The sequence below is a fragment of the Streptomyces sp. ISL-36 genome, from assembly GCF_018614205.1.
Lineage (GTDB): Bacteria > Actinomycetota > Actinomycetes > Streptomycetales > Streptomycetaceae > Streptomyces.
The window spans coordinates 75,676-90,370 of sequence record NZ_JAGGOS010000015.1 but is presented as its reverse complement, the minus strand read 5'-3'; the positions used below and the strand labels follow the sequence as shown (position 1 = coordinate 90,370).

Below are 14,695 nucleotides of genomic sequence, written 5' to 3'. Positions count from 1 at the left end.
ACGAAGCCCTGGTAAACGCCCAGGTACACGACAAGTTCCGATGATTTCCGACGGGCCGCCCCTGCGGGCCCGTCGGGGTTCACCCGTGTGCCCGTCAGGTTCAGGGCGTGCGCGGAACGGCGGGGACCGGTGGCGCGGAGTCTTCCGCGGCTGCGGAGGGCGCGACGGCTGCGGGAGGGACGGCTCGGGGCTTGTCGATGCCCGTCGTGGCGGGGGCGGGCATCTGGTCCTGGCGGTTGGCGGAGGCGCCCCGGTAGACCGCGGTGAAGGCGAGGGCGACCATCCCGACGCCCATGACGAGGGCGAGCACCCAGGCGACGGGCCGGTGCCAGCGGGCGCTGCCCCGGTAGGGGCGCAGAGCCCCGCCGTGGGGTCCGTACGGGCCGGAGTCGTCGTCGAGGTCGTCCGGGTCGTAGCCGTCCCCGTAGGGGCCGCCGAAGGGGTCCGAGGGGTCGTAGCCGTCCTCGGGGAAGTCGTCGTCCCCCGGTCCGCCGCCGGCGCGGGCACGGGCGGCCTCGGCCTCGGCGCGCGCCTGCGCCGCCGCGAGGAGGCGCTCCACGGCGGTCGGCTCATGAACCTCGGCAGCGCGTACGAAGTCCTCGTCGAAGACCACGGTGGCGAAGTCCTCGTCCGCGCCCCCGCGGTCGTCAGAGTTCTCAGGGTCCGAGCCGTCCGGGAACGGCCTGCCCCCCACGTCGTCCGGCACGTTTTTCAGAGTAGACCGGGGAGGGGGTTTTGGGCAGGGAGAGTGCGAACCATCCCCGCCCGTCCGGTCCCCCGGCGGCGTCGCGGGGCGGCGCCGAACGGGGGAATCGTGGATTACCGGGTGTGACCGTCGCCCGTGACGATGTACTTCGTGGAGGTCAGCTCCGGCAGGCCCATCGGCCCGCGGGCGTGCAGCTTCTGCGTCGAGATGCCGATCTCGGCGCCGAAGCCGAACTGACCGCCGTCGGTGAACCGGGTGGACGCGTTGACGGCGACCGTCGTGGAGTCGACCAGCTGGGTGAAGCGGCGGGCGGCGGCCTGCGAGGTGGTGACGATCGCCTCGGTGTGGCCGGAGGACCAGAGCCGGATGTGGGCGACGGCCGAGTCCAGGGAGTCGACGACGGCGGCGGCGATGTCGTAGGAGAGGTACTCGGTCTCCCAGTCCTCCGTGGTCGCGGGGACGACGGTGGCCTTGGAGCCCTCGGCGTGGGCGAGGACCCGCTCGTCGGCGTGGACCGTGACCCCGGCGTCGGCCAGGGCGGCCAGCGCGCGGGGCAGGAAGGCGTCCGCGATGTCCTGGTGGACCAGAAGGGTCTCGGCGGCGTTGCAGACGCTGGGCCGCTGGGCCTTGGAGTTGATCAGGATGTCGACGGCCATGTCGAGGTCGGCCTGGGCGTCGACGTAGACGTGGCAGTTGCCGGTGCCGGTCTCGATGACGGGGACGGTCGACTCCTCGACGACCGTCCGGATCAGGGAGGCGCCGCCGCGCGGGATCAGGACGTCGACCAGGCCGCGGGCGCGCATGAGCTCCCGTACCGAGTCGCGGGACTCGCCGGGCACGAGCTGGATCGCGTCGGCGGGCAGGCCGGCCCCGCCGACGGCGTCGCGCAGGACCTTCACCAGGGCGGTGTTGGAGGCGTAGGCGGAGGACGAACCGCGCAGCAGGACGGCGTTGCCGGACTTCAGGCAGAGGGCGGCCGCGTCGACGGTGACGTTGGGGCGGGCCTCGTAGATGATGCCGACGACGCCGAGCGGGACGCGGACCTGGCGCAGGTCGATGCCGTTGGGGAGGGTCGAACCGCGGACCACCTCGCCGACCGGGTCGGGCAGCGCGGCCACGTCACGGACGTCGGCGGCGATGGCCCGCACGCGCTCCGGGGTGAGGGTCAGCCGGTCGACGATGGACTCGCTGGTGCCGGCCTCGCGGGCCCTGGCGACGTCCTCGCCGTTGGCCTCGACGATCTCGGCGGTACGGACCTCGAGCGCGTCCGCGATGGCCAGCAGGGCGTCGTCCTTCGCCGCGCGCGGAAGTGGCGCGATTTCGGCGGCGGCGGAGCGGGCGCGGTAGGCCGCCTGAGCGACCGGGGACAGATTGTCGAGGGGCGTGAGCGAGGTCATGTCCGCAGGGTACTGGCACCACTGCGGACATCCCTCACGTATCCCCTGCGCATCCCGCACTCCGAGACACCTCCGGCGTCCCCGTGGCGGGGCCGGATCACGGTCTCGGCCCCGCAGGGACCGGGATCAGTAGGGGCGGACCCTAAGGGCGCTCGGCCCGGCAGGGAGCGGGGTCAGTAGGGGTGGACCCCTACGGGCGCCGCCGGTGGGGGGCCGTATCCCTCGGCGATGCGCTGGTGGTAGGTCTCGCGGTCGATGACCTCCAGGCCGACGATCTCCCAAGGTGGCAGCCTGGCGCTCTGCCGGTGCTCGCCCCACAGCCGCAGCGCGACCGCCGCGGCGTCGTGCAGGTCACGGGCCTCTTCCCAGTAGCGGATCTCCGCGTGATCATTGGCGTAGCGGCTGGTCAGCAGGAAGGGATGGTCGTGGGCCAGCTGCTCGAGCCCTCGCCTGACCTCCTTCAGCGGGGCCTCGGCCCCTGAGACGCTCAGGGTGATGTGCCAGAGCTTGGACACCTCCACCACCCGCTCCTCGCCGCGTGCCTCACGTGTCTGGCTGTCCTGTCCCTCGTCGAAGTCGGCTCCGGCCTCGACACTGGTCAGGGCGCGTTCGGCAGTCCCGCGGGGCAGTGCCCCTGGGCGCGCTCGTCTCACCGGCGGCCTCCTGTTTGATGCGTGTGGTGCTGTACCCCGCCTTGTCTTGCCCCCAAGACAAAGTTGACCAGTCCCAGGCGGTACGTGGGGCGGTTTTGGTGAAGGTCTCTACCGGATGGCCGGACTTTCAGCCGTTTCCTCGCCGGATCACCACGGAATCGCAAGCGCGCGAGGCGCTTCAGGGGCGGACGACGACCAGGTCGTCGCGGTGGACGACCTCCCGCTCGTACTCCGGGCCGAGCTCCTTGGCGAGCTCGGGCGTGGAACGGCCGAGCATCCGGGGGATCTCCTTGGCGTCGAAGTTGACCAGCCCCCGGGCGACCGCCCGGCCTTCGGTGTCCCGCAGCTCGACCGGGTCGCCGGCCACGAACTCGCCTTCCACCGCGGCGATTCCGGCCGCGAGCAGCGACTTCTTGCCCTCGACGACGGCCCGTACGGCACCGTCGTCCAGGGTCAGGGAGCCCTGCGGGGTGGAGGCGTGGGCGAGCCAGAGCAGCCGGTCGGCGGAGCGGCGGCCGGTGCGGTGGAAGTACGTACCGGTGTCACGGCCGGACAGGGCGTCGGCCGCGCGGCTGGCGGAGGTCAGGACCACGGGGATCCCGGCGGCGGCGGCGATGCGGGCGGCCTCCACCTTGGTGACCATGCCGCCGGTGCCGACCCCGGCCTTGCCCGCGGAGCCGATCTCGACGTGGGCGATGTCCTCGGGACCGGCCACCTCCGCGATCCGCGAGGTGCCCGGCTTGGACGGGTCCCCGTCGTAGAGTCCGTCGACGTCCGAGAGCAGGACCAGCAGGTCGGCGCGGACGAGATGGGCGACGAGGGCGGCGAGCCGGTCGTTGTCACCGAAGCGGATCTCGTCCGTGGCGACGGTGTCGTTCTCGTTGACGACCGGCAGGGCGCCCATGGCGAGGAGCTGGTCGAGGGTCCGGTAGGCGTTGCGGTAGTGGGCGCGGCGGCTGGTGTCGTCGGTGGTCAACAGCACCTGTCCGACGCGGACGCCGTACCGCGCGAAGGAGGCGGTGTAGCGGGCGACGAGGAGGCCTTGGCCGACGCTGGCGGCGGCCTGCTGCCGGGCCAGGTCCTTGGGCCGGCGGGTGAGGCCGAGCGGCGCGAGCCCCGCGGCGATGGCACCGGAGGAGACCAGCACGATCTCCTTCTCGCCACCGCTGCGGACCTTGGCGAGGACGTCGACGAGGGCGTCGACCCGGTCGGCGTCGAGGCCGCCGGACGCGGTGGTCAGTGAGGAGGAGCCGACTTTGACGACGATCCTGCGCGCTTCGGTCACGTACTGCCTTGCCTCGGTCACCTGCGTCGTCCCCACTCGCCTCTGCCAACTGTCCGGCTACCTCCGCACATGATCCGAAGGCCCCTCGCAATCTACGCGAGCCGCCACCGCCGCCGCCCGCACATTCCGTTCCGTGGACGAGGCCTTCGCCCCGCCGGAGGTCAGGATGCGCCGCGACAGCAGGTAGGTGAACGGGATGGCCACGACGGCCGCCACCAGGGGCGCGATCCGGTCGTCCGTCCCGGCCCAGGTCACCAGGGCGTACAGTCCGGCGCTCTGCACCAGGTAGTTGGTGACGTTGGTCAGCGGGAAGAGGGCGAACTTCTTCCAGGTCGGACGCGTCCGGTAGGTGAAGTAGGTGTTCAGGAGGAACGAGCCGACCATGCTGAGCAGGAAGGCGAGGGAGTACGCCGCGAAGTACGGCATCCAGGGGTGCAGCAGCAGGTAACAGCCGTAGAACGTGGCCGTGTTGACGCCGCCCACCAGGCCGAAGCGGATGATCTGGCCGAATCGCCCCTGGTGGGGGGCGACGACGGAAAGCCTGGTCATGGGCGGTCACTCCTGGTCGGTGAGCAGACCGGCCACGGTAGGGCGGGGCGATGACCGGCGCCCGTCGGGGAGATGTCCGGGAAACCACGGAAGGCGGGCACCTCCACCTGGGTGGTGCCCGCCTCCCGAAAACCGGTTGCGTCAGTTCGAGGCCGGTACCGCCCGGCGGGCGACCCAGCCCTCCCAGGCCGAACTGATCATGGAGCGGACGTCGTGGCGGGCCTTCCAGTCCAGTTCCGACTCGATACGGTCCGCGGAGGCGACGACCCGGGCGGGGTCGCCGGGGCGGCGCGGCGTCACGACGGGCTCGATCGTGTGGCCGGTGATCTCGTTGATGAGGCCGACCATCTCCGCCACCGAGACACCCTCGCCCCGCCCGATGTTCAGGGTGAGGCTGCCGGTCTTGCCGGCCTCGCCCGACGCGACGAGCGCGCGGGCCGCGGCCAGGTGCGCGTCCGCGATGTCGGCGACGTGGATGTAGTCACGGATGCAGGTGCCGTCGGGCGTCGCGTAGTCGTCACCGAAGATCTTCGGCGGCAGACCGGCGTCGAGGCGCTCGAAGACCATCGGCACCAGGTTGAAGACGCCGGTGTCGGCGAGCTGCGGGGTGGCGGCACCGGCCACGTTGAAGTAGCGCAGGCAGGCGGTGGAGATCCCGTGGGCCTGGCCCACGGCGCGGACCATCCACTCTCCGACCAGCTTCGTCTCGCCGTACGGGCTGAGCGGCAGGCACTCGGTCTCCTCGGTGACGAGGTCGACGTCGGGCATGCCGTAGACGGAGGCCGAGGAGGAGAACAGGAAGCGCTGGACACCGGCGCGGACGGCCGCGTCCAGGATGGTCTGCAGGCCCGTCACGTTCTCGTGGTAGTAGAACAGCGGGCGCTCGACCGACTCGCCGACCTGCTTCTTGGCGGCGAGGTGCACGATGCCACGCACCTCGTGCTCGCGCATCACCCGGTCGAGGAAGTCGCGGTCCAGGACCGTGCCCTGCTCGAGCGCGACCCCTTCGGGTACCCGTGCCACGTCACCGGTGCTGAGGTCGTCCACGACGACCACGCGCTCGCCGGCCTCGGTCATTGCTTTGACGACGTGCGAACCGATGTATCCGGCGCCGCCGGTGATAAGCCAGGTCATCCCGGCAGTTTAACAACAGGTGCGAGTGAGTCCCGTCGGGCGGTACGACGGGGCGGATCAGGAGGGGACCCGTCGCCGCTGCCCGCCGGCGTCGGAGCTCGTGCTTCCGGCGCACGGCCGTGAGCAGGCCTCCGCCCCGCCGGACAGCGTCCGGCGGGGCGGAAGGAGCCCTTGGCGGGGCGGACGGCGAAAGCGATCAGCGATCGATCTCCGCGAAGGCCTGCTCCCACTGGTCGAGCACGTTGGGCAGCGCCAGCTGACGGACGTGCTCGCGGCCCGCCGCGCCGTACCTGGTCCGCATCTCGCCGTCGTCCATCAGCTCGCCCAGCGCCTCGGCGAGGCCGGGCACGTCGGCCGGCGTGACCAGGGTGCCGGTACGACCGTGCGCGACGAGTTCCCGGACACCGCCGGACAGGTCGAAGCTCACACACGGAACACCGCACGCGGCCGCCTCGGCGAGCGCCATGGGGCGGCCCTCGCGCTCACTGCTGATGGCGACGATCGACAGCTCGCGGTAGACCGCCTCCATGTCGCGGGCCGTGCCCCGGAAGACGACCTGGTCGCCCACGCCGAGGGCGGCGGCGGTGCGCTTCAGGTCGCTCTCCAGCGGACCCTCCCCGAAGATGTGGAGCTCCCAGCCGTCCCGGCCGCGGTGCGCGGCGGCGAAGGCCTCGATCATCCGGTCGTACCGCTTGATCGGGTCGAGCCGGCCCACGGCGCCGATCTTGCGCGTGTCCAGCGGGGCGAGGGCTTCGGGGTAGAACGGCAGCGGGTTCGGCATGACCTTGACGTTCGGGATCCGCTGGTTGCGGAACTCCTCGGCGTCGCCGTCGCTGAGCACCAGCGTCTTCTCGAGGCGGGGGTAGAGACGCCTGATCAGACCGAGGTTGGGGCCGCGCTTCGCCTGGGCGAACGACTCGTGGTACTGGCCGATCCCCTTGAGGTGCTCCCACTTCAGGGGCGTCACCCAGTCCACCGCCCACGGCGAACCGAACACGATGTAGCCATCGCGGACGGCCGTGAGCCTCTGCTCCAACTCACGCCGTGCGCGGTCGCGTTCGGCCCTCGCCCGGCGCGTCTCGGCGCGCCGGGCCAGGCTGAGCCGCTGTCCGACCGTGCGGGGCTGCTTGCGGGGGCGGGCCGGCTCGGCGTACAGCGTGGAGTGCGCGTAGGCGCGCTCGGCGTTGTACGGGAAGGGCTCGGGGCTGGGCCGGATGCCGATCAGCTCCACCCGGTGGCCGCGCTCGCCCATGCCCTGGGCGAGGGTGTGCAGCACCCGCTGGGATCCGCCCATCGAGTCGACGTCGATACCGACGAAGAACACATTGCGGGCAGGGGTGGCCTCAGTCATGGGTGCCGCCTTCGAAAAAAGCATCGACCACCATCTTGCTCGCGTGGCCGGTCTCGTACGAGCAGAACATTTCCTGGAAGCGCTGGTAGCGCTGCGCGTGCCGCTCCTTGACGCCCTCGATGTCCTTGACGGCGTCGGCGAGTTCCTCGGTCGTCGTGAGCATCGGACCCGGCGCGATGTCCTCGAGGTCGTAGTACGTCCCCCGGTCACCGCCGCGGTAGGCCTCGTAGTCGTCGGTGTACAGGAGGATCGGCCGACCGGTGTTCGCGTAGTCGAACATCAGCGACGAGTAGTCCGTGAGCACCGCGTCGGACGCGAGCAGGAGGTCGTTGATGTCGGGGAACCCGGAGCCGTCGCGCAGGAAGTGGCCGAGCTCGGGGTCGACCTTGAAGCGGTCGTAGGGGTGCGCCCGCACGACCACGATCCACTCGTCGGCGATGAAGGGAGCCAGCTCGGCGAAGTCCACCCGGATCGACTGACCGGACTTGCGGGCGTCGTCGCGGAAGGTGGGCGCGTAGAGCAGCACCTTCCGGTCGGCGGCGATGCCCAGGGTCTCGCGGGCGGCGGCCGCGCGGGCCTGCTGCTCCGGTTCCGACCAGCGCACCAGGACGTCGTTGCGCGGGTAGCCCGAGCGGATCAGCTCGGCCGAGACCTCGAACGCGGGGACGAAGGTGCGCTCGAACTCGGCGCTGGGGCACACCAGCGCGTCCCAGCGGGCCACACCGTCCCGGAACTGGTCCTGCTCGGCGGCCGGCGCCTGGCGCAGCGACGGCACGTCGAAGCCCATCGCCTTGAAGGTCTGGCCGTGCCAGGTCTGCAGGTACCGCGTGCCCTGGGGCTTGCGGTACAGGTAGGGCAGGTTGTGTGAGTCCACCCAGTACGCGGCCTGGGCGAGGGCGCGCCCGTAGGCCCAGCTGCCCCGCTTGACCAGCGTCACGTCGTCCGGGAAGGAGGAGGTGTCGCCGGAGTACGCCCAGACGACGTCGATCGGCAGGTTGCGCCGCCGCAGCTCCTCGTAGATGTACCGGGGGCTGTCGCAGTAGCCGCGACCCTCGGAGGCCTCGAAGACCGCGAGGGTCCGCTTGCGCGGCAGCTTGGAGATGGCGTCGTAGACCGTCGCCCGGCCCTCGTTGCCGACGAGGATCTTCTTGACCCGGCCGGCCTGCTTCTTGGCCTTGCGGGCGTACGGGCCCAGCGGCTCAAGGGCGCGCAGCACACCGGAGCGCTCCCAGGTCACTTCCAGGCGTCCGGCCCCGCGCTGTTCGGCGCCGATCTTGAGGTGGTGGAGGCCGACCTTGTGGTAGGTCACGGTGGTCCGGCGCTCGGGCAGGTCGTAGGAGGCGAGGAGCACATCGGAGCGGCGGCCTCCGTCGCTCTCCAGGGAGACCACCGGGTGGCGGCGTGTGGCCACACCGACACGGCCGACGGGGACCCTGCGCAGGTCGAGCTCGGCCGTGCAGGCGTACTGGCCCTCGCCGTCGGGGCGCAGGACGAGCGGGACGGACAGCGGCTTGCCGTGGGCGGCGAGCTTGACCGAGGCCTTCACGTCGTCGGTGATGAGGCCGGCCGGGTCGTAGGTGCGGATGTCGAGGCGCAGCACGGGGCCGCGCAGTTCGACGGAGCGCAGCTCGTGCCGTACGCGTCCGCTGCTGAGGACCTGACGCCGCAGGTGCCACTCGCTGATGTCGAGCTCGCTGCGGTCCGCGTCGTCCGCGGGCGCGACCGCGCCCCAGTACGTCGCGTCGCCGTCCTCGGTCGCGAAGCGCGGCGCGATCTGCGGCCGGCCCAACTGGCGGGCCGCCACCTGGAGTTCCTCCAGGCGACCGGTGCGCAGCAGGTGGATGCAGATGCGCTCCTCGCGGGAGAGCCTGGCGTACGTCTCGTCCGCGATCTCGTTCAGGTACGGGTTGACCACGTCCGCGAACTCGGCCACCCAGTCGGCGTCGCGGAACGGCAGGTCACCGAGGTAGAGACGGAAGTCGTGGCGGAGGAACTTGTAGTCCTTGTCCGCACGCAGCCCCGAGTGTCCGTTCTCGTCGAAGTAGGCGTCGATCAGCCGCGCCACACCGATGCGGTCGGCGACGTTCTGGATCTTGTGCCGGCTGGAGGAGATGGACACGCTCTCGGGGGCGAGGCGCCAGGTGTAGACCGACCAGGGAACGACGGCGAAGGTCTCCGCGAGCGTGTAGGCCTGCGCGGAGAACAGCTGGTCCTCGTAGTGGATGCCCTCGGGGAAGGTCAGCTGGTTGTCGCGGATGAACGCGGTCCGGTACAGCTTGTTCGTCGAGAGGTGGTCGAAGAAGTACTCCGGCTGCTCCGCGATCCCCTGCACCACGCGCTGCTCGGTGAAGAGGTGCGGGTACCACAGACCGGTGGAGTCGTTCTCCTCGTAGTACCGGGTCACCTCGCCGGTGACGAAGTCGACTCCGGTCTCCTCGGCGACCAGCAGCATGCTCTTGCAGGCGTGGCGGGGCAGCTCGTCGTCGCTGTCGAGGAACATGATGTGCGCCGCGCGGGCGACGTCGATGCCGCGGTTGCGCGGCGCGCTGCAGCCGCCGCTGTTCTGCTCGAGCCGTACGTACCGCACGCGCGGGTCCGCCGCCTCCAGGGACCGCGCGACCCGCTCGGTCCCATCGGTCGAACAGTCGTCGGCGATGATCACTTCAAGATTGTTCAGGGTCTGGTCGAGCACAGACCGAACTGCTCGCGGGAGCCGTTCCTCATCGTTGTAGACGATGACGACGACGCTCACATCCGGGACGTCGCTAGTCGGCATCCAAGTCCTCTCACAGTTCGGGCGCAACACGTCGGGCGCGAGTGTCAGCCGGCCGGCGATGGCGTTGCCGGCGCCACGGCATGGCGCACATCGGGCCTCCGGTGGTGCGAGGGCGACGCCGCGGACTGCACCGCGGCCACCCAGCGACCGGAAAGGCTACCTCGCGAGCGCAATTGTTCCATAATCCCCTTCGCGCCCTGCCGCCACGGCTTCCGGGGGAAGGCTCAGCGGCGCGCGAGGAGCCTCCGCAGACGCCCCGAGACCACCCGCCGGGCACCGAGGGTGCCGTCGGCGAGACGCAGGATCAGGCCGCGCCGGGCGGAGACGTGGGACTGGACGAGCAGGATGCGGGCCGTGCGGCTCACGACCACGCCCCGTCGGCCGGCGTAGCCGTGCGGGGCCCTGACCTCCGCCACACCGGCGGCCGTGCCGTCCGCGTAGCGCACCTCGGCGAAGAGGGACCAGGCGGCGAGTCGCCCGGCGCAGACGAGATCGCTGGTGGGAACCCGTACGGAAGCGGTCCAACCGCCCTCGACGGGGGTCAGCGGCGCCTCGACGGAGACGGTCCGGTCGGTGGCCACCCGCTCGGTGAACTCCACCTTCACAGAGGCCGGGCCCAGGGCGTCGACCCTTCCGTAGAGATCGTGGACGGTGAGGGTCAGCCTCGTGGTCACCCCGACGGAGACCGTTCCGTCCACGGCGAGGGGCAGCTCCCGGGCGGACAGCTCCGTGAGGCCGTCGAGCGGTACGTCGGCGGGAGCCTCGGCCAGTACGGGCAGGCCCGTGGCGGAGCGGGAATAAGGGGGGATCAGCCGGGGCAGGGGAGCCGCCAGCTCGACCAGCCGACCGAGTGCGTACGGCTCGGCGCAGGCGGTCAGCGCGCCGTGGATCCAGCGGGAGGTCGGGGTGGCGGACGTCACTGCCCCGGTCTCGAAGCCCGACAGGTACGCGCGGGCGGATTCCCACCACCCGGCCCGGTACTCCGGCGACCGCTGGTTCAGCTCGCGCAGGTACATCGGCAGGTCGTAGTCGAGGAACTTGGTCTGCGCCGCGGTGGCCAGAGCGGGCTTTCCGGCGGCGCGGAACACCTCCACGACGGCGCGGTGGGCGGCGAGCCGGTGCTCCCAGTTGGCGAGGGACGCCCGCCGCAGCGAGATGGAGAGGGTGGCGGCCTGCCGCCGGACATGCCAGATGTACACGGGTACGTCGGTGACGGCGAGCCGGGGCACGGCAGCGTGGACGCGGGCGACGAAGACGAAGTCCTCGTAGTGGAAGGCACCGTCGGGGAAGCGGATGCCGTGCTCGTTCAGGAACGCGCGCCGGTAGAGCTTGTTGACGGAGAGTGTGTCGAGCAGCAGCTCGGGGTGGTCCTCGACGCCGTCCAGGACCGTGCCGGGCAGCTCGGCGCCCTCGGCGGTGTCGTACAGCTTCGCGGCCCAGGTCGTCTCCCTGCCCTCGGGCAGCTCACGGCGTACGCACACGCCGGCGACGACGTCCGCGTCGTGGCGGCTCGCGGCCGCGAGAAGGCCCTCGGCTGCCCCCGGGACGAGCAGGTCGTCGCTGTCGAGGAACATGACGTAGGGGTGGACGGCCGCGGCGATCCCGTCGTTGCGCGGGGTGCCGCAGCCACCACTGTTGTCCTCCCGGGCGACCATGCGGACACGCGGGTCGCCGTCGAAGGCCGCCAGCACCTCACGGGTCGTATCGCTCGACGCGTCGTCGACCACGATCACCTCGCCGACCATGTCTCCCTGGGCCAGGGCGGAACGGACGGCGTCACCGACGTGTTCGGCGTCGTTGTACGCGATGACGACGACACTGACTCGGGCCGAGGCGTGGGGCATGCGGGGGGTCTCGCTCACCCGTGAATCCTACGGGAGACGCGTGACCCCCCTACGGGCCCGGGCGGTGGCCCCCCTCCGGGCCCGGGCGCAGCCCGGACCCGGCGGCGACCTCGTCTAGAACGGGTTGAAGTCGTCGAACTCCCGCTGGGCGTCGTCCCGCTCCGCGTCGCGGTCCCGGCGGCGCTGCGCGGCCGGACGCGGGGCTTCGAGACGGTGGTCCTCGCCTCGGCGGCCGAGCATCTCGGCGCCGGCCATCATCGTGGGCTCCCAGTCGAAGACGACCGCGTTCTCCTCGGAGCCGATGGCGACGCCGTCGCCCGCGCGGGCTCCCGCCTTCATCAGCGCGTCCTCGACGCCGAGGCGGTTGAGGCGGTCGGCGAGGTAGCCGACGGCCTCGTCGTTGTTGAAGTCGGTCTGGCGGACCCAGCGCTCCGGCTTCTCGCCGCGCACACGGTAGACCTCTTCGGTCTCGTCGTAGACGACGGTGAAGCCGGTGTCGTCGACCGCCTTCGGGCGGATGACGATCCGGGTCGCCTCCTCCTTCGGCTTGGCCGCGCGCGCCTTCGACACGATGTCGGCCAGCGCGAAGGAGAGCTCCTTCAGGCCCGTACGGGCCACGGCCGACGCCTCGTAGACCTGGTAGCCGCGGGCCTCCAGGTCCGGGCGGATCATGTCCGCGAGGTCCTGGCCGTCCGGGATGTCGATCTTGTTGAGGACGACGATCCGGGGGCGGTCCTCGAGCCCGCCGTACTGCTTCAGCTCCTCCTCGATCACATCGAGGTCGGAGACCGGGTCACGGTCGGACTCCAGCGTCGCCGTGTCGAGGACGTGGACGAGCACCGAGCAGCGCTCGACGTGCCGCAGGAACTCCAGGCCCAGGCCACGGCCCTGGCTGGCGCCCGGGATCAGGCCCGGCACGTCGGCGATCGTGTAGACGGTCGAGCCGGCGGTGACGACGCCCAGGTTCGGGACGAGCGTGGTGAACGGGTAGTCCGCGATCTTCGGCTTGGCGGCCGACAGGACGGAGATGAGCGAGGACTTGCCGGCGCTCGGGTAGCCCACCAGCGCCACGTCGGCGACGGTCTTCAGCTCCAGGACGATGTCCCGCGCCTCGCCGGGCTCGCCGAGCAGCGCGAACCCGGGCGCCTTGCGGCGGGCGGAGGCCAGCGCGGCGTTGCCGAGGCCGCCGCGGCCGCCCTGGCCCGCGATGAAGGTGGTCCCCTCGCCGACCAGGTCGGCGAGCACGTTGCCCTGCTTGTCGAGGACGACGGTTCCGTCGGGCACGGTCAGGACGAGGTCCTGGCCGTCCTTGCCGGAGCGGTTGTCGCCGGCGCCGGGCTGACCGTTGGTCGCCTTGCGGTGCGGCGAGTGGTGGTACTCGAGGAGCGTCGTGACCGACTGGTCGACGACCAGGATCACATCGCCGCCACGGCCGCCGTTGCCGCCGTCCGGGCCGCCGAGCGGCTTGAACTTCTCCCGGTGAACGGAGGCGCAGCCGTGGCCTCCGTTACCCGCGGCGACATGCAGCTCGACGCGGTCCACGAAGGTGGTCATGGTTGTGCCTCCGATTACTGGGGGTCCCCCCGGCCGAAGGTCGGGGGAGTACGGAATGTCTATCTAGTAACACGCGAAAGGCGGACCCGCTTCCCGTACGGGAAGTGAGGTCCGCCTCCGCAAAAGAACCGATCAGGCGACCGGAACGATGTTCACGACCTTGCGGCCACGGTGGGTGCCGAACTGCACCGCACCGGCGTTCAGGGCGAACAGCGTGTCGTCGCCGCCACGGCCGACGCCCGCGCCCGGGTGGAAGTGGGTGCCACGCTGGCGGACCAGGATCTCACCGGCGTTGACGACCTGACCGCCGAAGCGCTTCACGCCGAGCCGCTGAGCGTTGGAGTCGCGACCGTTCCGAGTGGACGATGCGCCCTTCTTGTGTGCCATCTCTCCTCAGTCCCTTACTTCGCAGCCGTGGGGATGCCGGTGACCTTGATCGCCGTGTACTGCTGGCGGTGGCCCTGGCGACGGCGGTAGCCGGTCTTGTTCTTGTAGCGAAGGATGTCGATCTTCGCGCCCTTGTGGTGGTCCACGACCTCGGCCGTGACCTTGATACCGGCCAGGACCCACGGGTCGCTGGTCACGGCGTCGCCGTCGACAACGAGCAGGGTCGAGAGCTCGACCGTGTCGCCAACCTTGGCAGTGGAAATCTTGTCAACCTCAACGATGTCGCCGACAGCAACCTTGTGCTGGCGACCACCGCTGCGCACGATGGCGTACACGCGGATCTCTCTCTCACTCGGGAACGGACCCCTGATGCCAGCCGCTCACACGGGCCGGGGCCCGGGGTGATCCGGAAATGGACGAGCGGCCTCTCCCGACGGACCGGGAGGAGGGTGCTCAGGGGAGCGGCGCGCCCTACGACACGCCGACGGTCAAGGTTACGGGCCGGTGCCTCAAGGGGTCAAATTCGGTGACTTCGACCCCGGGAAGCCGGGCGGGCCGTCCTCGTCGGACGGCCCGCCCGGGCCGCGTCAGTCCTGCGCGGGGGCAGCCGTCTTCTTGGCGGCGGCCTTCTTCGCGGTCGTCTTCTTCGCCACGGTCTTCTTGGCGGCCGCCGTCTTCTTGGTGGCGGCCTTCTTCGCGGTGGCCTTCTTGGCCGTCTTGCGGGCGGCCGTCTTCTTGGCCGGGGCGGGAGCCTCGTCCTCGGTGCCGGCCTCCGCCTCGGGGGCGGGGGTCTCCGCGACGGCCGGGGTGTCGACCACCACGACGGCGGCCTCCTCGGCGCCCGCCGGGGATCCGGCGGGAGCGGTGACCTTACGGACCACACGGCGGCGGGCCTTCGGCGGGGCGGCCACGGGGGCCTCCTCGACGACCGGCGCCTCGACGACGGGCGTCTCGACGACCGGCTCGGGCGCCACGACCGGCTCCGGGGCGGCCTCGACGACCGGCTCGGCGGCAGGCGCCGGGGCACCGGCCGGAGCCGTGGCCTTACGGGTGGCACGA

The 14,695-nt window shown here is 71.3% G+C and carries 12 protein-coding genes and 1 pseudogene (1 of these 13 cut by a window edge); all 13 read right to left on the bottom strand.

The features are described 5' to 3' along the window. Positions 1-100 precede the first annotated feature (100 nt). The gene (locus tag J7E93_RS03805; protein ID WP_215065788.1) at positions 101-706 is read right to left on the bottom strand and encodes a hypothetical protein; all 606 of its coding nucleotides are present in this window, start codon (positions 704-706) and stop codon (positions 101-103) included. Positions 707-819: 113 nt separating this feature from the next. Continuing rightward, entirely contained in the window at positions 820-2,103 is a 1,284-nt protein-coding gene (locus J7E93_RS03800) for a glutamate-5-semialdehyde dehydrogenase (RefSeq protein ID WP_215065787.1), read from the bottom strand. Between the two features lie 173 nt (positions 2,104-2,276). Then, the gene (locus J7E93_RS03795; RefSeq protein ID WP_215065786.1) at positions 2,277-2,756 is read right to left on the bottom strand and encodes a hypothetical protein; all 480 of its coding nucleotides are present in this window, start codon (positions 2,754-2,756) and stop codon (positions 2,277-2,279) included. 178 nt (positions 2,757-2,934) lie between these two features. Beyond that, positions 2,935-4,062 (bottom strand): glutamate 5-kinase, encoded by a 1,128-nt coding sequence (proB, locus tag J7E93_RS03790; RefSeq protein ID WP_215065785.1) that lies wholly within the window; start codon positions 4,060-4,062, stop codon positions 2,935-2,937. A gap of 36 nt (positions 4,063-4,098) precedes the next feature. Continuing rightward, complete coding sequence (locus J7E93_RS03785; RefSeq protein ID WP_251065990.1) at positions 4,099-4,590, bottom strand: GtrA family protein; 492 nt, start codon at positions 4,588-4,590, stop codon at positions 4,099-4,101. Positions 4,591-4,731: 141 nt separating this feature from the next. After that, positions 4,732-5,724, bottom strand: a complete 993-nt coding sequence (gene galE / locus J7E93_RS03780) for a UDP-glucose 4-epimerase GalE (protein ID WP_215065784.1) — start codon at positions 5,722-5,724, stop codon at positions 4,732-4,734. Between the two features lie 196 nt (positions 5,725-5,920). Further along, on the bottom strand, positions 5,921-7,075 hold the full coding sequence (locus J7E93_RS03775; RefSeq protein WP_215065783.1) for a glycosyltransferase: 1,155 nt from the start codon (positions 7,073-7,075) through the stop codon (positions 5,921-5,923). Next, positions 7,068-9,851, bottom strand: a complete 2,784-nt coding sequence (locus J7E93_RS03770) for a CDP-glycerol:glycerophosphate glycerophosphotransferase (RefSeq protein ID WP_215065782.1) — start codon at positions 9,849-9,851, stop codon at positions 7,068-7,070. Before J7E93_RS03770 ends, J7E93_RS03775 begins: the two co-directional genes overlap by 8 nt. A gap of 224 nt (positions 9,852-10,075) precedes the next feature. Beyond that, complete coding sequence (locus J7E93_RS03765) at positions 10,076-11,713, bottom strand: glycosyltransferase (protein WP_308367703.1); 1,638 nt, start codon at positions 11,711-11,713, stop codon at positions 10,076-10,078. Between the two features lie 96 nt (positions 11,714-11,809). Continuing rightward, positions 11,810-13,249 carry a GTPase ObgE gene (gene obgE / locus J7E93_RS03760; protein WP_215065781.1) on the bottom strand — a complete coding sequence of 480 codons (1,440 nt, stop codon included), beginning with the start codon at positions 13,247-13,249 and terminating at the stop codon, positions 11,810-11,812. 132 nt (positions 13,250-13,381) lie between these two features. Continuing rightward, a complete protein-coding gene (gene rpmA / locus J7E93_RS03755) occupies positions 13,382-13,636 on the bottom strand; it encodes a 50S ribosomal protein L27 (RefSeq protein WP_030961848.1) in 255 nt (84 codons plus the stop codon). 14 nt (positions 13,637-13,650) lie between these two features. Next, entirely contained in the window at positions 13,651-13,971 is a 321-nt protein-coding gene (gene rplU / locus J7E93_RS03750; RefSeq protein ID WP_114036861.1) for a 50S ribosomal protein L21, read from the bottom strand. A gap of 252 nt (positions 13,972-14,223) precedes the next feature. Continuing rightward, positions 14,224-14,695: pseudogene (locus tag J7E93_RS03745) on the bottom strand (ribonuclease E/G); it runs 3,217 nt beyond the window's last position.